Here is a 19591-nt window from a genome sequence, read left to right as displayed (position 1 = left end):
TTGAGATAAATGCATAAGCGTAGGAAAGACATCTATTTGGGTGAGTTTGGACATCATGTTCAAACGATTATGAAGTAAAGGGTGAGGACCATGAAAAAATGGATGCTGATGATTCTATTGCTGCTTTTAGTCCTGCCATTCCAGATGGCGTATGCTGCACCATCGGACGAGGATGAAGAGCTATCTGCGCCCCTTTATGAAATGAATATGGCGATCATGGCGCGGACAGAGGAAATACATGGGCAATATGTTGTATTTGCGGGAATTGCAGGCGAACTCACGGAAGAAGGCATGTGTCTATACATGGGCGCTCCAAATTTCATTCTTGATATCAAGGAGAACGCGATTTGGCTGGATAGATCCTTTATCGACGCTGGGGAACTGGACACCCCGATCTCTTTAGATGAAGAAACGCACTCTAGAGTATTTGGTGGAGAAGGCTATGTGAACTTAAATGATCGAGGGCCAGGAGGAAGATATGCCGCGACGATTCAAGCGGAGCCTGTAACAGAGCCGTTTCTGGGTGACGCCACCAGAACAGAAGGATCAGGAGGAGACCAACGGGAGGATGCGGTGGAGGTTTCTATCTTCCGTCTGATGGCAAACATATGGGAATACCAGGGGAAGTGGGTTAAAACACAGGGAATATGGCGACTAAGTTCACAATCAATGGAAAGTTAGCGTTGAGCTTTCCAACGCCGATACATTGTTCACATAGGGAAAGGAGAAATTCTGCTTTATGGGCGATAGGATTATCGCTATATCCCGCAGAAATATCCATGGCGTTGATCCGCGCTTTGCTGGTGGTGGAGATGTCGATGACTTCACAGTCATTTCCTGTACCAAGATGCCGGACAAACTCGGAGTATTCCCCTTCGGGGTCCAAGAACAGAACCTCGTCGTTGGTGTTTAAAATGATCTGTGCAGCTTCGACTTTACACGCCATACTTTTTCCACTGCCCGATACGCCAAGGTAAAACCCGTTGCCATTTAGCAGCCCCTGGCGATGGAGGTGCAACAGCCGTCCGGTGATTGCATTCTGGCCGTAGTATAGGCCGTTAGGGTCGGATAGCTCCTGAGAACGGAAGGGCATGAGAGCGCTGGTGGCTTCTGTCGTCATGGTGCGCAGAGCATGGACTTGCCGGACGCCAATGGGCAGCACCGTTTGAAGTCCGGCGAGCTGCTGATAGGACAGGGGGCTGACCTGGCACATATCTTTGCGGGCAACGGAAAGGATGCTTTCGGTATCCTGATCCAACTGCTCCTTGGAATCGGCAAGATGGACGATGGTGAGGACAACGAACATCATTCGCTGGTCCCTGGCGGTGAGATCACTCAGAAACTCTCGAGACTCCTGGCGCTGCTGTTCCAGATCAAAAGGAATCAGTGCGGAGAAATTGGCGTTTTGTGTTTGTCGTCTTTGCCAATTTGTAATATTACTTTCTACGGAAAGGAGCTTATTTTGCGCTTGGCGCAATGCATCCTCGGTAGCGATAGGAACAATATCAATGGACAGCATCATGTTCCGGGCGATGTCGCTAATCTCTGCAACCATACTGTCCCGGAGATAGGAAGGGTATTCCCGCAAGTAGAGTACCCGCCCCACTTTACCGTCCATTTCAAAATAGTCCCGTTTGAAGGACATGGAATCGGGAGCGATGGCATCCTTAAAACTATGTCCTTTTTTTGCGGTTTCATTGATGGGATATAGCATTGGGGGCTGATGATCCGGGCGTAAAAATTCATAGAGTTGTTTTAAGCGGGAGCTCGTATCCAATTCTTCTAGCTGTGATTCCAGCCGCTTGAATTTTGCGGATAAGTCGCTGCCGATTCTTTGAAAGGCTGTTCGAGCTTCGTCTACGTTTCGCTTTTCAACCGTGATGGTGATGTACTTATCTTGTGTGATGTGGTTGTGGGCAACCAGCGCCCGGTTTTCCATCAGATGATTGATCTCCTGGCGGTAATGATCTAAGCCGTCATGCTTTAAAGGAAGCAACACCGATTGATTAAAGTCCGCGCGGTCAATATGGTGGTTGTTAATGGTGATCTTGGCATCAACGCCGGGTTCCAGTGAGTTAAGGATTGCAGAATAGCTTAAGAACATGGTGGTCATATCTTCGGGGGAACTGACGGAATAGTTGATATCCGTAAAGTGGTAGGTCTTTGAATAGCGGTTATCTCCTAAAAAGAAAATCCCATCAGGCCAGATGCGGTTGATGGGGATAACATTTTGTGTGGATTTCGGAATGGAAGGGCCCTTTTTTCGGGACAGGATAGAGAGTTTTTTAAGGGAAGATAGCAACAACATCAACCTTTCTGTTTGCGGTTTGCCTTGGGCTCTGTAAGCATTGTGTAGTAAAGGTTTTCGGCACGAAAGAAAAGTCGGGTTGGGGTTAGGACATTGGTAAACAACCAGGCCCATAGGAATTGCTCAAAGTTTAGGCCGTGGTAGTTGAAAAACCCCATCAATCCAAAGGGGACAGCCGCTAGAATGCAGATCCAGCTTGTGATCTCCATGCCCAGCTTATCAATGAAGAAAAAATACAGGGCGATTGCGACGCCACCGGCCAATATGCCGCAGATGGCTTGCCGGATCGTAAGGCCGAAAAACACGGTTTCATGGAACTGCTTAATGTCTTTTGGGACTTTGACTTCCAAGTTTTTCACCTCCTAAAATATGAAAAGCCTCCAATGGAGGCTGTTGTATATAAACAATTGGTTATCAATCTGGATAGGTTAAAAGCTTTTCTTGATCGTCCTCATAACGTATATATTTGATATCGTGATGGACAACATAGGATGCATCAATTCGTTTTTTCTTAACTGCTTGGATCAATTGTTCATAATAGCTGTCTCCCGTACCCGCAACTTTGCCGATAAAGACGAAATAATCAGAATCCAGTTTTTCTATCAAATCTTCTATGGGAATTGAACGCCATTCGCTTTGTTCGGAAATGGATGAATAACTGGTCTTACAAGTGGTATTGGGATATGAGAGAATCTCCTTTGCTAAGGATATGATTGGATTAGAACACAGAACTATTTCGTAATCAGAGATACCTTCTACGATACAGCGCTCGAGTTCCTCAATTACATTTTCAGAGATGGAATCTCCAGTGTGACTAAGCAGATGTCGCTCATCTTGGATTACAAGGGTACAGCGGTGATAACGATGCGGTACTAGAGTATTTACGCATATTTGTTTGATCGCTGTTTTGGAAGGGCGAATTTTGCCATCCCGTATATCTATGTGAAGGGTGTTATAGTTGTGGTCATACACATATCGCTGTGCCCAGCCAATGGTAGAGCGAATTGAACCGAAAGCATTTGGCATAAAAGCAGTTACCATAATCGCACAATCACAATCCGCAATGATTTTTTTCAAATGCGCTCGGCTATATTCTGAATAGTCCCTTATTATGACCTTTCCATGATTGCTGTGTGTACCTTTATCGCTAGCAACACATCCAATGCATCTCATGCCAGGAAATCTTATTGTGACATATTGGAGTGCCCATCTGCCGAGGGAGGTATCTAAAGAAATGTAAAACTCATCCACACCATTTTCTATATAGAGATCAATGGCTTCCCCCAACTTTGGTGCTAGTTTCATCCTAGATAGCCCATGCTCAACTATAATCGCACATTTTTTGCTCATAAATCCCTTCCTCCAATTTCCTCAAATATACGTCCTTAGCGACCTCAAAATATCGGCGGCTAGGAGCAGCATATCCTAGACACCAGTTCATGATCCGAGCATAGGAACGGACATAGACTGGCGCAGGATCATCATAATAAAAGGACTGTTTTAGATTTAGAAGCAGGAGATAGAGATCTACCTGATATGCGGCTATCTCCTGATCGGTAAGCTCTGAAAGGTCTTTTAAGGCAAGCTGAGGCAACAGAACAGTCCCATCCTCCAAGCGAGTTTGGTAGCAAACAGGCGGGATATAGTGCCGGTCCTGCGGCCCAAAATCCACGCTTAGATATTCGATGTAGTGCGGAGCGTTTTGACGGGCAAGGTCGGCAATCAGCGGGCGGTCATCCTGGCGAACTTCTCTGCCCAGCCCACGCGACCCATCTATATACCGAACAAGAAAAGTGTATAGCCTAGGATTGCAAGTGCGGATCTTCCCGTGAAAAAAGCCTTCTTTGACAGCCGCTAATGCTTTGTCGTGGTCGGCATATTCCTCTGCATCCATCTGGTAGACAACGCTCATGGTATTTTCGTCGTACATGCCCAGGGTAAATTCCGTCAACAAATGGTCCGTGTGTATCATGCTACCGCCTCCCAAGATGAAATTTAGTTGAGTATTTGCGGCGTAGTACTGCCGTCATGCTGACCGTGGTATTTTTGAAAGTCCTTTGTTTCCCCTGGCCGCTTGGTTAGGAACATGGAGAAATACGACAAAAGGAACATAGGGACAGGATGAATCTTTCCATAGATAAAAACCAGCATTTCACCGGCGTGTAACAGATCGCCGATGTATTCCTGGGCCTGTTCACGGGAGAGCGCTTTCATAAAATCCACCGGGTAGCATGGGATATATGGCGCATGCACGGCGGCGGTGATGAATTCCAGAACATATAACGGGCTGGATTTTCCCGCTCCGTTGACCAGGTTGAAATAGACTACGGGATGGACGGTGCGGATGAACCGGGCAACTTGGGTGTAAAAGTGAATATACTGCGCCCGAACTGTGGGAAGCTGGGGCCCCCGCTCTGTTTCCGTAATTAAAACCTCATTGCAGAATTGCTCTAGGCTTTCGGTTGCGGCCAGAAACTCCGATTCCTCCATGGAGCGGATCTCCTGGGCGGACCACTCCCGATGAAAAGGGATCTCAGAAAAGGGTGTATCTGATCGTGAAGCATCTTTGGGATCAGGTTTAAGTGAAGGATACATCAATGCATTGAGGAATCATACGAAGAAGCCAGAGGGAATCACCATAGATAGCTTATTGGGAATATGCGATTATTTCGGAATTACACCCGCAGAGTTTTTTACGCCGGGTTTTGAAAAACCAATTTGTGCATTAGAAACATTAGATTCCATTGAGAGTACGATAAGGAAATATAAAAAAGGCCGGAAAAAAGATTAAGCCCAGGGAAATATCCTGGGCTCTATTATTTTCTTGATGATGGGAGCAAGAGTTTGATGCGTTGCTCAAGGTGTTTGAAAAATATAAAGAAGCGGACTAAACGATATTGAAATGGCCCTGCATTTGCGGGGTCTTTTTTGTATCGAAAGCCACTTTATAACTAAATGGTTATTAAAATGGATAAAGGCTAGAGGTCCGTTCTTTTGCCAGATTGGTACGAATCATGGATGGTATGATATAATACCCTAAAGAATATGGGGTGGATCAAAGGCAGGAGAAGATGTCATGGCAAAGGTATATACCATCATCGGCGGGGTCAATGGAGCGGGGAAATCCAGCTTAACAGGCGTTTTGAAAAAGGAACGCGATGACCTGGGCATGATTATAGACATTGATAAGATGGCGATGCAGGGGAAGCTGTCGGCTTTAGAAGCAGGAAAACAGGCGTTAAGGCTGATGAACCATTACTGTGAAAATGGTATCTCTTTTACACAGGAATCTACGCTTTCGGGTGGACATCAGGTAACGAGGATGATCCAGAAGGCCAAGGAAAGAGGATACGAGGTACATCTATTTTATGTTGGCGTAGCAACGGAGGAGGAATGCCTAAAGCGGATTGCAAACCGTGTTGCAAAGGGCGGGCACGATATCCAGGAAGAAGATGTGCGCCGTCGGTTTGCCAAACGATTTGATGTGCTGGTTGATATTCTCCCATACTGCGATGAAGCGAATTTTTATGACAATGAAAATGGATTTCAGCTCGTGGCAGAGTATCAGAATGGAGAATTTATGCGAACCAATGGAGATGTCCCGGCATGGTTTGTAGCGATGGAAAAACAATATCAAGAGAGTTTGTAAGCACTTGTGCCCACGATGGGCACAAGTGACCCATTCAATGAAAAAGGCCCTGTAAGTGTAGGGCCTTTTATTTTGTATTATCGTTCTTGGTTGCGCTTTTTGCTTGTAAATTGCTCCCGTGTGGTGGGCTGTTCCTGTATTGGCTCAAAATCAACGCCGTCAATGCAGTGGTTATAGACGAATGTTTTGAGAGAATCCATCTCATTGGTTTCGTAAAAGCGCACTAGCTTCTCTATAAATTCTCCCTGCCGGTCAATGGGGATGCTGATGATCCCACAGCCGTTTTGAATCATAATTTGATTGGCGGCTAGCATGCTGGTACGTTTATTCCCGTCGGGGAACATCTGGCGGCGCATCCCCCAAAGCATCAGGGTAATGGCCCGCTCGGTTGCACTCTCTATTTTTAGGATGTCGTCCAATTCTTCCTTTATTAAAGATTCTATGGGCATATCCGGCGTCCAGGTCGTACCGCCCATGCGGACGGGCATTTTCCTCAAAAAGCCGGAACCATAGATCAGGTTTGCCCCTACCACCTGATTGATATGGCAGAGATAGGGAAGATCCATGGGATACTCCAATGTTTCAAAAAGGAATTGCCACGCATGTTTTAGGTTGTTAACGGCAATGACTTCGTCCCGTGGGATTCCGTTGATGATGCCGCCGTCATAAATTTCCTGGGTCTGTGGGAACGTAACGCCCAGCCCCTCTAGCTTTGCGCTTTTCCAGATATAGTCGACAATATTGCGTTTTGCAACAAAGATATTCTGTTCTTCATTCATACAATATTTGTTCTCAAAATTCATCGTTGAGCCACTTCCTTTATGGGGATACTCATGTTTACCCTATATATCTTCAATATATCATATAAATCAACTTGTGCTCACGATGAGCACAAGTTTTTTCTTTATGGATATTCACTTGTGCCCACGATGGTACAAGTAGGGAAGGAGCCCCGGCAGTTTGCCAGGGCTTCCTTTATCCCGATAGGCCCAGCATTTCCTTGGTAATCCGGCCAAAATCGCAACCGGTATTATCCCGAATTTGGGATAATCTGACTTTCGGCATTGATTCAATTAAAATAACAGATTGAACATTTTTTACTCAAAATGTTCCTTGGCGCACTGCATAAAGGCTTTCAGCGCCGGGTTACCCTGAAGAGTCTTATAGTAAATGCCAAAGGACATGGGTTCCGTGTCTTTCAGCGGAATTTTGGCAATCAACGGTGAATCCGGCACCAGATAATCCGGCAGGACGGAAACACCATATCCAGCCGTGACCAGAACCGTGATTGCCTCCGCCGACTCGCAAAAATAAAACTCTGAGGGCGAATGCTCCCCCATGAGCTGCTCCTGTATCTGTGCGATGGAAATGGTGGCTCTAGCGGGGACGAACAGGACCAATTTCTCGTTTCGTAATTCTTCTAAACTGATTTTGCTCTGGCCTGCCAGTGGATGCTTACAGGAACAGAGGCAAACCAGCGGAATCTCTGCAATCTCTTTATACTGCGCGTTGACTTTCTGCTTGGATGACTCCCGAAAGCCAACGACTGCATCCAGATCTCCCTCCTCCAACATTCGATAGATGTGCTGAAATGGGATTGTCTGGAGGCGCGGGTGAAGTTTTGGCCGGAGGACGCGTAGGCTCTCCAATGCGTCCGACAGCAGGAACATACAGGGAAAGTTATAGCAGCCAATGGCCAGCGTTTCTATATTTCCATCCATGACATTGCCAAAGCGTTTCTTGGCACGCTCGGAAAGCACCACGATCTGTTGCGCATCCCACAAAAACGCTTTTCCTTCTTCGGTCAGTCGGACGGTGCGGGTGGTCCGCTGGAACAGTTTCACATTCAATTCCTTTTCAAGGGACTGGATCTGCTGGCTGACGGCTGGATGCGTCACATGGAGCGACTGCGCCGCCTGTGCGAAGTTCAAATATTCCGCCACCGCCAGAAAGCAGGAAAGCTGAAAGGTGTTTATGGCAATGCCCTCCTTCTTCAATTAGTAAGATTTCCTTTCTAATAGTAATATATTCTAAATTCACTTTCAACAGGAAATCCGTATAATGATGTCTGGACGGACGGTCAGGAGCTGAATCGTTTACCGTGAAAAAGTTCGGGAAAGGAGAGCCAACCTTGCGGAAAAATCTCATATGGACTTTGAAACAGCTCCATCTCTCTTTGGAGCAGTACGGAAAGATACTGCTAGAAGATATGGAGTTATCACCGACCCAGTGTATCCTTCTCCACTATCTGTTGAGCCGCAGAGGGCAGGATATTTACGGAGCGGACCTTCTAGCAACGCTGGCAAAAGCTTCCGTGTCCTCCACACTGAAGGCATTGAGGCAGGGATATTTACGCATGAAGGAAGATCCGCTGGACGACGGGAAAAAGCAGATCATCCTGATGGAAAAGGCCTACGGCGCCGAGCAGTTGATTCACACCAGTCTGCTTGCCCAGCAGAAGCGGTTGTACCAGGAGATCCCAGCAATGGCTGGAGGAGGTCCTGGATCAAATGCTCTGTAATTTGAAAAAAGAAATGGAGGCAGCGATATGATTAAAACGCTATTGGCGCAGGTGAAGCAGTACAAATCCGCTTCTATCCTTGCGCCGATCTTTATGGTGGGGGAAGTGCTGATGGAAGTACTGATCCCATTCGTTACCGCTTCAATCATCGACAAGGGGATCGAGGCGAGAAATATCAACCAGGTCTATTTGTACGGCGGCATCATGCTGGTCATGGCTTTTCTGAGCTTGGTGTTCGGCGTCCTGGCGGGCCGGTACGCGGCAAAGGCGTCTTCCGGCCTGGCCTGCAACCTGCGAGAAGGGATTTATGAAAAGGTACAGACCTTCGCCTTCTCCAACATCGACAAGTACAGCACCGCCGGTCTTGTTACCCGGATGACCACCGATGTGACCAATGTGCAGAACGCCTATCAAATGATTCTGAGGATCGCGGTTCGCGCTCCCTTGATGCTGATTTGCAGCATGGTCATGTGTTTCTTCATTAGCGTAAAGCTGAGCACGATCTTCCTGGTGGCCATCGTTATTTTGGCTGTGGGGCTGATTTTTATCATGACCCGCACCCTGCCGGTGTTCAATGAGGTATTCCGCAAATACGACGACCTAAACGCCAGTGTGCAGGAGAATGTTTCCGCCATCCGTGTGGTCAAGGCGTTCGTGCGGGAGGACCACGAAAACAAGAAATTCGGCAAGGCTGCGGAAAAACTTTATGGTCTGTTCGTCAAGGCGGAGAGTAACCTGGCGCTGAATAACCCGGTGATGATGCTGGTGGTCTATGGCTGCATCCTTGCCATCTCCTGGTTCGGCGCGCACTTCATCGTGGCAGGCGACCTGTCCACCGGCAGCCTGACCAGCTTGTTCAGCTATGTGATGAGCGTTCTCATGTCCCTGATGATGCTCTCCATGATCTTTGTCATGGTCACCATGAGCGCAGCCAGCGGACGCCGGATCGCGGAGGTCCTGAACGAGGTCCCCGATATGGCTAATCTCTCCCAGCCGGAGGAAACCGTTGCCGACGGCAGCATCGACTTCAACCATGTGGACTTCTCCTATAAGCATGGCAGCGGCGAAAAGACGCTCCAGGATATTGACCTGCACATCCGCTCCGGCGAGACCATTGGTATCATCGGCGGAACGGGCTGCGGAAAATCCAGCTTGGTCAGCCTGGTCAGCCGCTTGTACGATGTGGACAGCGGCAGCGTCTGTGTCGGCGGCAAGGACGTTCGCTCCTATGACATGGAGGCTCTGCGCAATCAGGTGGCGGTGGTACTGCAAAAAAATGTGCTGTTCTCCGGCACGATCCTGGACAATCTGCGCTGGGGCAAAGAGGACGCCACGGAGGAAGAATGCGCCGAAGCCTGCCGCCTGGCCTGTGCCGATGAGTTCATCGAGCGGTTCCCGGATGGATACAATACCTGGATCGAGCAGGGCGGCAGCAATGTCTCCGGCGGCCAGAAACAGCGTCTCTGTATTGCCCGCGCCCTGCTGAAGAAGCCGAAAGTGCTGATTTTGGACGATTCCACCAGCGCCGTGGATACGGCCACCGACGCGAAGATCCGAGAGGCGTTTGCCAAAAAGATTCCCGGCACCACGAAGCTGATTGTGGCTCAGAGAATTTCCAGCGTACAGGACGCTGACCGTATCCTTGTGCTGGATAACGGAAAGGTCAACGGCTTTGATACCCACGAAAATCTTCTGAAAACCAATCAGATTTATCGCGAGATCTATGACGCGCAGACCCAGGGTGGCGGCGACTTCGACCAGCCGGCCCCGGACGGAAAGGATGGTATTTTGGCATGACAGCACAGAAAAACAGCAAAATGAGCACTGGTCGGCAACTCCGCACCATGGGCCGGGTGCTGGGGTTGATGCTGAAAAATTACAAGTTTTCCTTTTTCATGGTGGTAGTGTGTATCCTTGGTTCCGCCTTGGCTACCCTTCGGGGCACCCTGTTCATGCAGAGTTTGATTGATGATTACATCGTGCCGCTGACTCAGGCCCAGACACCGGACTACTCACATTTGGCGACGGCGCTGGTCTCCGTTGCGGTCACCTACGGGATCGGCATACTTTGTGCCTATACCTACAACCGGATCATGGTTAATGTTAGCCAAGGCACGATGCGGAACATCCGCGTGGAGCTATTTCAGCACATGGAAAGCCTGCCTATCCGCTACTTTGATACTCATGCCCACGGCGACATCATGTCCGTTTACACCAACGACGTGGACACTCTGCGGCAGCTCATGAGCCAGAGCATCCCCCAGGTTATCAACTCCGGCGTGACCATCGTGACTTCCTTTGTCAGTATGTTTATTCTGGACATCCCGCTGACCATTATCACCCTGGCAGTGATCGGCGTGATGGTCTTTGCCACCTCGAAGATCGCTGCGAAGTCATCCGTTTACTTTGCCCGTCAGCAAAAAGACCTGGGCGCAGTCAACGGTTACATTGAAGAAATGATGGACGGCCAGAAGGTGGTCAAGGTATTCTGCCATGAGGACAAGAGCCTGGAGCAGTTCCGTAAGCTGAACGACGAGCTGCGCCAGAGCGCAGACAAGGCCAACACCTTCTCCAACATCAGTATGCCGGTCAATGTGAACCTGGGTAACATCAGCTATGTGCTGTGCGCGGTGGTAGGCGCGGTATTCGCCCTGAACGGATACCTGGGGCTGACGCTCGGTACTCTGGTTTCCTTCCTGACGCTGAACAAAAACTCCACCCAGCCGGTCAGCCAGATCAGCCAGCAGCTCAACAGCATTGTCATGGCAATGGCCGGCGCCCAGCGGATTTTTGACCTGATGGACGAGCACCCGGAGGAGGACAACGGCTATGTGGAGCTGGTCAACGTAAAGGAAAACGCGGACGGCACTTTGGCCGAGACCAGCGAGCGGACAGCGGTTTGGGCCTGGAAACATCCCCATAAGGCGGACGGGACCATCACCTACAAAAAACTGGAGGGCGACATCACCTTTGACGATGTGGACTTTGGCTATGAGGAGGGTAAGATCATCCTGCATAACATCAAGCTGTACGCCACGCCGGGGCAGAAAATCGCCTTTGTCGGCTCCACTGGCGCGGGCAAGACCACCATTACCAACCTGATCAACCGTTTCTATGACATCGCGGATGGCAAGATCCGCTACGATGGGATCAATATCAACAAAATCAAGAAGGCAGACCTACGCCGCTCCCTGGGTATGGTACTTCAGGACACCCACCTGTTTACCGGGACAGTTATGGACAATATCCGCTATGGGCGTCTTGATGCCACCGATGAGGAGTGCATTGCCGCCGCAAAGCTTGCAAACGCCGATGGATTTATCCGCCGCCTGCCGGACGGGTATCAGACGGTGCTCACCGGGGACGGAGCTAACCTCTCCCAGGGTCAGCGCCAGCTATTGGCGATTGCCCGCGCCGCTGTTGCCGACCCGCCGGTGCTGATTTTGGACGAGGCCACTTCCTCTATCGACACCCGGACGGAGACTTTGGTGCAGCAAGGTATGGACGGCCTGATGTACGGGCGCACCACCTTCGTGATTGCCCACCGTCTGTCCACGGTCAAGAATGCGGACTGCATCATGGTACTGGAGCAGGGCCGTATCATCGAGCGGGGCACCCACGACCAGTTGATTGCGGAGAAAGGGCGGTACTACCAGCTTTATACGGGTAATGCGATAGGCGCTTAATTAGACTTCACAAAAATTACTATATAGGATATATGAATTGGATTTTCCAAGAAATCAGGGAAGTGGTGGCAAAAGGGAAATTAGCCGTATTGGAATGTGGTACATAGCCCGGTAAGGGAGAACGGAAGGAAGCAGGTGCGAATCGACCTGTATTTCACCTATGTGGGACAAATCCGCATTCCTTTGAAGATTGGAAGGGAGTCCCCAAACGAATCGGAACCGGCATGATTTGACACGCCAGTTCCGACCAAAATACTTTTTACTTCCTTATGGAACGTTGCCGAAGGCCGGAGCTTTTTCATCCCGATAGGCCCAGCATTTCCTTGGTGATATGGTCGCTGCCCTTAACGACAATCACCAGAACTAGGAAATTAAAAATGGTTTCGGAAATATAGTTCCAGATCATCTGTGTGCTGCCGACGTTGATGGTGGGATCGGGTGGGGATATGGCAAAGCCGTTGAAGATCAGCATGGCCAGCATGATGATGGCCCCTTCCATACATACCCCGATATAGGAGCGGAGAAAGGCTTTGCCGGTGGATTCGGTGCTTTCCCCGGCAAAGGAAGCCAAAGGGATGGGAGCGATGGCGGTATACATGTAGAGCTTAAAGAAGCGGCCATATACCGTGAGGATCAGAACAAAGGACATAATCGTAACGCCCAGGCTCCCGATGAGGGCAACGGCTGTCATGGGGATCCGTTCAAAGAACCCGGTGTCCAATATTTTTGCCCGGATGGCGTCGGGCAAAACCAAGGGCTCTGCTCCGATGGCCCCGATGGATTCCCCAATGGTGGCCATGATGCCCTGGCAGATTTCAAATACGGCCAGCATCAAGTCCATCCCATAGATTACCACGGCACGGGCCAGGACGAAACGGATCAGCATCTTGACGATGAGCTCGGGCCGTTTGAGCTCGGCCATATTCCCCACGGTCTTGAAGATGCTGGCAAAGAAAAATAAAACCAATAGAGCCAGGGCAAAGGCTTTCAAAGCGTCGTTGATGGTAACGATGGTCTGCCAAATCGCCCCATCCCGAAACTCGGCGGGGCTGGTGGTAAGGAGAGTCCACAACTGGCTGAGCTTTTCATTCCAAGTATTTAGGGCCCCTTCCAGAAGTTCAATGGTAAGATTGCTGTCGATGAGGGATCACCTCCTAGAGATGGGCAAAGAGATCAGCCCCCGGTGATGAGGGAGATAATGCTGCGAGCAAAGATTACAAGAATGCCTCCGGCAAGGGTCATCAATCCGGCGGATTTTTGGCTGGCATCCTGGGTTTTGAAGGATAGGCCGACCTGGACTGCGCCATAGCCCGCCATGATATATCCGATGGCCTGGATGAACTGAAACAAGAAATCGTCCAGGTTATGGACGACGGTAAGTGGATCGTCGGGGGCGGCAAGGGCGGGTACGGCAAGGGAAAACACTAGGAGCAGGACGGAACAAAAGGTCAATAATTTTCGGCAACGCATGTTAATCGGAATGCACCTCCAAAAGATTCAAGGTATGGCCTTGGGGATCGTCGGTATCGTCAAAGTCGATATCCGGCTGTAACGGATAGGTAAGCTGGGTATAGTCAAAGTCCTGGCTGCCCCCACCCTCCGGCGTGGCGGCATAGCTGGGATGCCGGGACAGGTTAAATTTGCGGTCAATGCATGGGTTTTCCCCACGGATCAAAAGCAGGGCATAGTCGTTATTCATGAGCCGGATTTCATCGGGAGCCATCAGTTCCCGACCCACTTGCTGGAAGTTGTCGGAGTAAGAACCTTTTAGGCCCTTGGTATGCCCATGGGTGGTGATATCCACGGTGGATTTGCCCATAAGGTGACTGATATAGTCTGCGGATTTGCTGTCATTGACGCCAAGGACAAGAAGCTCGTCACAGTTGGCGACGATGATCTCCCACTCGTCCTTGAACATGGCTTGAAGCTGGCTCAACCCTTGGATGCAGATGGAATTGTGGATATTCCGGGATCGGCAGGTGCTAAGGTACTGCTGGTAGGCGTCCCCCGGAAGGCTGGGGACGTTGGCAAACTCGTCCTGCATGAGATGAACCGAGATAGGAAGTGAGCCGCCGTGCTGATCCGCAACCCGATAGAGTACCTGGATCACCTGCATAATCAACAACCCGGCCAGGTAGTTGAGGGATTTGTCGTTGTCGGGGAGGCAGCAATATAGGGCGACCTTCTGGGTGCCAAGGGTATATAGGTCCAGCTCATCCATGCTGACGAGGGATTCAATGATGCCGAGAGAAATGGAGCTGAGCCGGACGCCCGCTGACACCAAGATGGATTTTGCCGTCTTTCCTGCCGCCTGTTGAAAGGTACGGTAGGCTTTGACAGCAACATGGTCGGGCTCCCGCATGGCAAGGCGTTCAAAGAGAATATCCAAGGGGCTTTGGAAGTCTTCTTCCTCTCGTGCCTCTCCTGCCCGCAAGAGCTCCATGACCATCCCCAGGTTTTGTTCTTCGGGCGGCGCTTCGTACATGAGATAGAGGATTAACGCTTGAAACATGGAAGTTTCTGCTTTTGTCCAAAAAGGGTCGGTGTCGTGGGATTTGGCGGGAGTGGTGTTCCTTATGAGGGCATCCACCAGGGTTAATACATCCTTGTCTGATTCCAGATAGCGCATGGGGTTGTAGCGGTAAGAGTTTTGAATATCAATGAGGTCAAAGACCCGTACATCATACCCATTTTTCTTTAGAACGCCGCCGGTAGACCGCAATAGCTCCTTTTTTGGATCGAGGATCAGCATGGAGCCGTTCATGGCAAGAATGTTGGGGATGATATAGCTTCGGGATTTGCCGGTGCCGCTGGCCCCTAGGATCAGAGAGTTTAGGGAACGCCGGTGTTTTTTGCCATCCAAGCCCATGCGGAAGTTTTCCGTAAAAATACGGTTGCCTCCATGAGGATCGGCATAGCGTTTGCAGAGCTCCCGGACATTGCCCCAATGGGCGCTCCCATATTCCTCCTTAGGACGGAGATTGCGGCGGGTTGCCCACCAGGAAGCCCAGGCAATTCCATAGACCAGTGAAAAGAGCAACAAAAAGCGCGGGGAGGATTCCGCCCATGTGATGGAAAATGGATGTTGGAGCGCAAGCACAAGGGAATCTAAGATGGTGCCGACGTTGACATGGGAGGAAAAATAGGGGGCGAACAGCAAGGCCGCCCATAGGACGAGGGGATAACAAAGAGGCCATATGATCCAATCATACTGGCCTTGGCTTGGATTTTTTATATTGCATCATCGTCCTTTCCGGTTATTGAACAATGGCATTTTTTCCCCTTTCTTTTTTTCTTTTTGTGAGGAAGAGTTATGTTGGATACTTTCTAGCTCGGAACGAACCGATGGACGATCTTGGTTGGTCTGCCTAAAAGAAGCGTAGGCTTTGGAGATAGCCCCGGACGGACTGCCGTTGCTCCGATCCTCCGGGGCTTTGTCTTTTTTTAGAGTACGATCATCCTCCAAAAAAGTAAGCTCAGCACGTTGAAAAATTCGCTGAACAACGGCAAGCTGATCCTCATTTACGATGATTTCAACCAATCCCTGCCGATCCGCACTGGGACTGGTATGGTAAAAGACATTCAACCCCTTTTCCATTCCCATATTCGCCTCACGAAAAGCGTCTACACATTCCTTGGGGACGGCAAAGATGGCGATGGGTCCTCTCTTTTGCAATGCCTCCACCTTTTTTACAAAGTACGGATCTTTTCCTGCTAGCGTCTTGATTTTCTGATTGGCAAGTTTGGTCAATCTGACACCGCCTTTTGCTGCTCCTTTTATCACAAATTTGCCGGCAATTGCACCGCCGATTGCGGCAGTGCTGATGGCCTTTAATCCCAACTCAACCAGTTGGGAGGCCGGATCGCTGAAATTCATTGCATACTCCTTTCTATCTGATGGGAGTAGAAATCGTCCTGGACACTATATGTTTTTCTAGCTGGTTCTTCAAATGGACTTGGCGAGACACCTCCTCATTTTCCGAGGCGATCTGTTTACAGAGCCGCAGCTCGTACCGCAGTTGTTTGACTTGTTGGCCGATTGCTTCTCGCTGTTTTTCTTCCCATGTCTTACGATACTGGGAGGATTGTTCTTTGATCTGTTGTTGTAGGGAAAGCTGATATTCGGCCAGTTGAGATAGGGTAGTAATCTTTCGCTGAAATAGGAGGGTGCACATGGCCGCCCTTTGCCGAAGCCTTTGGGCGTCCTTGCGCAACACAACGGTGTGGTGGGACCGGGGTCGAGATTTGCGCCGAGGCCCAGCGGCAAAGATATAAATGAACCAAGTGGTTTGTAGGCCATGAAGAACGGGATAGGGACGGACACGAAGCGTTTTGCGTTGGGGACGCTTGGATGGCTTGGCAGGGGCCTCATTTGCAAGAATCCGCTGGATGATGGCCTCTTGGGTGTAAGCCCCTTCATTGTGGTCCAAGCTGCGAAGCCGAAAAAAGCGTTCATCGCCTATTGGCCGGATTTTATGATACTTGCCACGGGTGTTTACCTCATATCCCATTCTTTGGAGGCAGGATAGAAACTGCTGATAGGTTTGGCTTTGAGCAATGGCGGCGTCTACATCCTCCCGGATCATACCCCGTTTGGTGGGCAGATGTTCCTTTTCTGCCTTGTGCTCCGCATAGGATTTCCCCTTTTTAGATTGCGGAAGGTCGATAATGGAAAGCCCATATTCTTTACATAGTTCATCGGATAAAGCTCTCATTCGGGGATAAAAAGCATTCTCGTTTCTGAATTTTTCGGCTCCTATGAAGGATACGGGGTTGATGGCAAATTGATTGTGAATATCGTCTGTATCAACATGGGTAGCGACAAGAACCTGGTAGTTTTCTCCCCATAGCTTTGTTGCCAGCTTTACTCCGATTTCATGGGCGGTTGAGGGGGGAACCTCGTATCCTTGAAAGGACTGTACCGCATGATAGGCCAAGCGGTTTCCCCGTAACCCATAATGCATTTGAATATCCTGCCATTGCTGTGTCGCAATACCGGGATCGGGATCACAGTTGATGCCGGTGACCAGTTGACGCATTCCCTGGGGATCGGGGTTTTGTACCTTATCCTCCCGTGCCACATAATGCAGGAGGCGCTTTATACTGTCATAGACCGGCCAGATCTTCGTGTATGCGATAGGATCACCTGCGTTCTGGAAGGGCGATAGCGGTTTGGATTTCTGAAAGAACACGCCTTAAATATGCCACCGCTTTCCGGTATTCCTCAATGTTGATATATCCGTTGCTGTTGGCAACAGCGGCGATTTGGTTCAAGTTGTTCCCGATGGAGTTTAATTCTCGGATCATCCTATGGTAGTCCATTGGGGGGGCGGGCCGTGGCACATACCCCGTAATCAGTTGGCGCAGAAAAGTTTCCTGGGTAAGCCCGGATTGTTTTACGGCTGATCGATAGGCTCGGTACTCCTGATCGTCCAGCCAGACACGAGCTCGATAGGTTCTTTTACGCAATGGCATTCGCCACCAGGGATAGATAGTGCGCCACACGTTCTAGGGCAAAGTTTGAGGCATAGACGCATAGGGATTTCTGATCTTCCATTGAAAATGGGAGGGAAGGGATGGAATCGGCCCATTTCTGTATTCGCTGGCTGTATTGTTCGGGATCGTTACTTTTAATGGTAGTAGCTATAACAGCGCACACATGGTCGAATCCATATTGCTGGATAATCTGATCCAGGGCGTTAAGGGCAAAAAGGCAAATGCGGCCATGGGAAGAAAAGAGCTCGGATTCCAAAGCTCTGCGGCATTCCCGGTAGCGAAATAGTTCTTCGGGAAAGACGTTGGACAAAGACACATCATCCTTTCTAGGGGTATTAGGGGAGTATCCCCTAACAAGCGGCATTGGTGTGGCCGGAGGGCCACAAATGCGATGCTTGCCACAACCGGGCAGAGCCCGGCAGTAGCGTTAACGGACGAGATCATCAACAGACTTATGAGAACGCCGTTTTGTTTTAGGAGGAATTTTTATGGATTTAATTTGGTGATGATCTATTTGGAACAATTCCGCAGGATAGAACAGATCATGGTATTTTTTTAAAAGTTCTGGTGACAACGAACCAAAGTTGGATTTGGTCAGGCCAGCGACAAGAAAGGTTCCGGCAATGATATCCACGGTTTCTCCATTCATAACGATGGAGCGATTGAGCGGGAGACCGTTGATCTTCCCCTCCTCGTTGCAGATGATGGCCACCTCATCTTCATACGGATAGATTGCTTCAATGTTCCCTCCCACAACAGATTGCAGGGATTCCAGGCCGCTTTCGATCTCTGCTTCCCGTGGTTCAAAAGATGGTTCGATAATCAATACTTTCATAGACAACATCCTTTCTATTATTAAAAAATCAAGTATTGGATGACCAACATAGCAATGGCCGCCAAGGAAAAAATTGGGGCCATTGCTACGCTGGCTTTAGAGGTATGGAGGAATAGGTAATATGCAAATAGGATAGGTAGCATAAAGATCACAAGAATAACGCAAGCAGGGAGGCCAAAGTAGAGACCAAGGACGGCGGCGAGTTTTACATCACCGCCGCCTACTTTGTGAAGGTGCCAGCCGATATAAAAGGGAAGGCCAAAGAGCAATCCAAACGGATGCAAATACCATACGATTGATCCGGCTGCAAGAGATAAAAAGGTGCGGGTCAATCCTAGACACAAAAGAAGGAGTACACAGGCATTTGAGATCTTCCGATGTTGTAGGTCGGTATAGCTGCTCCATATAAGCCCAGCAACAAAAAAAGCATCCAAAAGGATGCTGATAAAATCAAAGGTTGTCATTTTTATTTTTCCTCACTCTATTGCCATTTGGTTTTTAAAGGCTTGTATGATTTTAGCATTTTTTATCTTTTTTTTGTCGATTTCTATTGACATCTATTTCCTTCCTGTCATTATAAAAGTAAGAAAAAGGTAAATTATGGAGATTAAAAAGGAGGGAATCAGCGTGAAAAAAAGTATCAAAATTCTTTATCTTACGTATCCTGTTTTTCTACTTATACTCCTTATGATAGCAAATCGTATTGCTACAATAATCCAATACGAAATGATCGAAAATTATAGAAACTTCATACTATTTTCTGCATTTGCTTTTTCCATGTTAATTCCATATGGATTTTGTTTAGCGATGGAAAGGTCACTATCCAGATCGCACTCAAAAAAGACCTGTCTTGTTGTCCTTGGAAGTAGCATTATAATCAACATTTTATATTACATTTTACAGTATCGGGTAGCATTTTTTATGGCACAAATTACTCAATTCATTAATGTCTCATTATTCCTTTCTGTTGGATACTTTATATTTAGATTTGTTGAGGAAGTGGTAGAAAAAAATAAGCAGGCAGAAGAATGAGAACCCGAGTCCCAATATGTACAAAGGAAGAAAACATAAAAGCAAAAAAATACACCCAGTTAAT

The 19591-nt window shown here is 48.9% G+C and carries 23 protein-coding genes; 7 read left to right on the top strand and 16 right to left on the bottom strand.

Annotated elements, in window-relative coordinates; all coding sequences use genetic code 11:
• Window positions 1-90: 90 nt before the first annotated feature.
• Window positions 91-681, top strand: a complete 591-nt coding sequence (locus KP626_RS04180) for a hypothetical protein (RefSeq protein WP_395978630.1) — start codon at window positions 91-93, stop codon at window positions 679-681.
• Here the strand turns inward: KP626_RS04180 and KP626_RS04175 are convergent.
• The 5 genes from KP626_RS04175 to KP626_RS04155 all read right to left on the bottom strand — a co-directional run bounded on the left by KP626_RS04175 (window position 632) and on the right by KP626_RS04155 (window position 4798).
• A complete protein-coding gene (locus tag KP626_RS04175; protein ID WP_395978959.1) occupies window positions 632-2308 on the bottom strand; it encodes a VirB4-like conjugal transfer ATPase, CD1110 family in 1677 nt (558 codons plus the stop codon). The two genes, KP626_RS04180 and KP626_RS04175, sit on opposite strands and share 50 nt — an antisense overlap.
• On the bottom strand, window positions 2308-2658 hold the full coding sequence (locus tag KP626_RS04170; RefSeq protein ID WP_395978628.1) for a PrgI family protein: 351 nt from the start codon (window positions 2656-2658) through the stop codon (window positions 2308-2310). The genes KP626_RS04175 and KP626_RS04170 overlap by 1 nt, the downstream gene beginning before the upstream one ends.
• Before the next feature lie 64 nt (window positions 2659-2722).
• Window positions 2723-3658, bottom strand: coding sequence for a hypothetical protein (locus tag KP626_RS04165; protein WP_395978626.1), 936 nt, complete (start codon window positions 3656-3658; stop codon window positions 2723-2725).
• Window positions 3630-4280, bottom strand: coding sequence for a hypothetical protein (locus KP626_RS04160; RefSeq protein ID WP_395978624.1), 651 nt, complete (start codon window positions 4278-4280; stop codon window positions 3630-3632). Before KP626_RS04160 ends, KP626_RS04165 begins: the two co-directional genes overlap by 29 nt.
• A gap of 23 nt (window positions 4281-4303) precedes the next feature.
• On the bottom strand, window positions 4304-4798 hold the full coding sequence (locus tag KP626_RS04155) for a hypothetical protein (protein WP_395978622.1): 495 nt from the start codon (window positions 4796-4798) through the stop codon (window positions 4304-4306).
• Window positions 4799-4874: 76 nt separating this feature from the next.
• On the opposite strand from KP626_RS04155, the gene KP626_RS04150 reads away from it, so the two are divergent.
• Complete coding sequence (locus KP626_RS04150; RefSeq protein WP_395978620.1) at window positions 4875-5099, top strand: helix-turn-helix domain-containing protein; 225 nt, start codon at window positions 4875-4877, stop codon at window positions 5097-5099.
• A gap of 285 nt (window positions 5100-5384) precedes the next feature.
• A complete protein-coding gene (locus KP626_RS04145) occupies window positions 5385-5957 on the top strand; it encodes a zeta toxin family protein (RefSeq protein WP_395978618.1) in 573 nt (190 codons plus the stop codon).
• Between the two features lie 77 nt (window positions 5958-6034).
• Here KP626_RS04145 and KP626_RS04140 read toward each other — a convergent pair whose 3' ends face one another.
• The gene (locus KP626_RS04140; RefSeq protein WP_395978616.1) at window positions 6035-6760 is read right to left on the bottom strand and encodes a Fic family protein; all 726 of its coding nucleotides are present in this window, start codon (window positions 6758-6760) and stop codon (window positions 6035-6037) included.
• A 294-nt stretch (window positions 6761-7054) separates the two neighbouring features.
• The gene (locus tag KP626_RS04135) at window positions 7055-7954 is read right to left on the bottom strand and encodes a LysR family transcriptional regulator (protein ID WP_395978614.1); all 900 of its coding nucleotides are present in this window, start codon (window positions 7952-7954) and stop codon (window positions 7055-7057) included.
• Between the two features lie 134 nt (window positions 7955-8088).
• On the opposite strand from KP626_RS04135, the gene KP626_RS04130 reads away from it, so the two are divergent.
• From KP626_RS04130 to KP626_RS04120, 3 genes are read left to right on the top strand one after another with little or no spacing between them, the layout of a single operon-like run.
• Window positions 8089-8478, top strand: a complete 390-nt coding sequence (locus tag KP626_RS04130; protein WP_395978612.1) for a hypothetical protein — start codon at window positions 8089-8091, stop codon at window positions 8476-8478.
• 27 nt (window positions 8479-8505) lie between these two features.
• Window positions 8506-10275, top strand: coding sequence for an ABC transporter ATP-binding protein (locus KP626_RS04125; RefSeq protein WP_395978610.1), 1770 nt, complete (start codon window positions 8506-8508; stop codon window positions 10273-10275).
• Window positions 10272-12164: an ABC transporter ATP-binding protein gene (locus tag KP626_RS04120; protein ID WP_395978608.1), complete on the top strand. Its 1893-nt coding sequence runs from the start codon at window positions 10272-10274 to the stop codon at window positions 12162-12164. The genes KP626_RS04125 and KP626_RS04120 overlap by 4 nt, the downstream gene beginning before the upstream one ends.
• Before the next feature lie 298 nt (window positions 12165-12462).
• On the opposite strand, the gene KP626_RS04115 is transcribed toward KP626_RS04120, so the two are convergent.
• From KP626_RS04115 to KP626_RS04075, 9 genes are all read right to left on the bottom strand, one after another.
• The gene (locus KP626_RS04115) at window positions 12463-13305 is read right to left on the bottom strand and encodes a hypothetical protein (RefSeq protein ID WP_395978957.1); all 843 of its coding nucleotides are present in this window, start codon (window positions 13303-13305) and stop codon (window positions 12463-12465) included.
• A 32-nt stretch (window positions 13306-13337) separates the two neighbouring features.
• Window positions 13338-13634 (bottom strand): TrbC/VirB2 family protein, encoded by a 297-nt coding sequence (locus tag KP626_RS04110; protein ID WP_395978606.1) that lies wholly within the window; start codon window positions 13632-13634, stop codon window positions 13338-13340.
• 1 nt (window position 13635) lies between these two features.
• Window positions 13636-15204 (bottom strand): VirD4-like conjugal transfer protein, CD1115 family, encoded by a 1569-nt coding sequence (locus KP626_RS04105; RefSeq protein ID WP_395978604.1) that lies wholly within the window; start codon window positions 15202-15204, stop codon window positions 13636-13638.
• A gap of 201 nt (window positions 15205-15405) precedes the next feature.
• Entirely contained in the window at window positions 15406-16041 is a 636-nt protein-coding gene (locus KP626_RS04100; protein ID WP_395978602.1) for a DUF3801 domain-containing protein, read from the bottom strand.
• A gap of 13 nt (window positions 16042-16054) precedes the next feature.
• Window positions 16055-17245 carry a relaxase/mobilization nuclease domain-containing protein gene (locus tag KP626_RS04095; RefSeq protein WP_395978600.1) on the bottom strand — a complete coding sequence of 397 codons (1191 nt, stop codon included), beginning with the start codon at window positions 17243-17245 and terminating at the stop codon, window positions 16055-16057.
• 61 nt (window positions 17246-17306) lie between these two features.
• Window positions 17307-17633, bottom strand: coding sequence for a plasmid mobilization protein (locus KP626_RS04090; protein WP_395978598.1), 327 nt, complete (start codon window positions 17631-17633; stop codon window positions 17307-17309).
• Window positions 17626-17970 (bottom strand): DUF3849 domain-containing protein, encoded by a 345-nt coding sequence (locus tag KP626_RS04085; RefSeq protein WP_395978596.1) that lies wholly within the window; start codon window positions 17968-17970, stop codon window positions 17626-17628. The genes KP626_RS04090 and KP626_RS04085 overlap by 8 nt, the downstream gene beginning before the upstream one ends.
• 117 nt (window positions 17971-18087) lie before the next feature.
• Window positions 18088-18495, bottom strand: a complete 408-nt coding sequence (locus tag KP626_RS04080; RefSeq protein WP_395978594.1) for a DUF3846 domain-containing protein — start codon at window positions 18493-18495, stop codon at window positions 18088-18090.
• 20 nt (window positions 18496-18515) lie between these two features.
• A complete protein-coding gene (locus KP626_RS04075; protein ID WP_395978592.1) occupies window positions 18516-18959 on the bottom strand; it encodes a prepilin peptidase in 444 nt (147 codons plus the stop codon).
• Window positions 18960-19122: 163 nt separating this feature from the next.
• Between KP626_RS04075 and KP626_RS04070 the strand changes: the two genes are divergently transcribed.
• Complete coding sequence (locus tag KP626_RS04070; protein WP_395978590.1) at window positions 19123-19527, top strand: hypothetical protein; 405 nt, start codon at window positions 19123-19125, stop codon at window positions 19525-19527.
• The last annotated feature ends 64 nt before the right edge of the window (window positions 19528-19591 follow it).

This window comes from Christensenella sp. MSJ-20, assembly GCF_044357945.1.
Taxonomy (GTDB): domain Bacteria; phylum Bacillota; class Clostridia; order Christensenellales; family QAND01; genus QAND01.
This window is presented reverse-complemented; position numbering and strand designations above follow the sequence as displayed.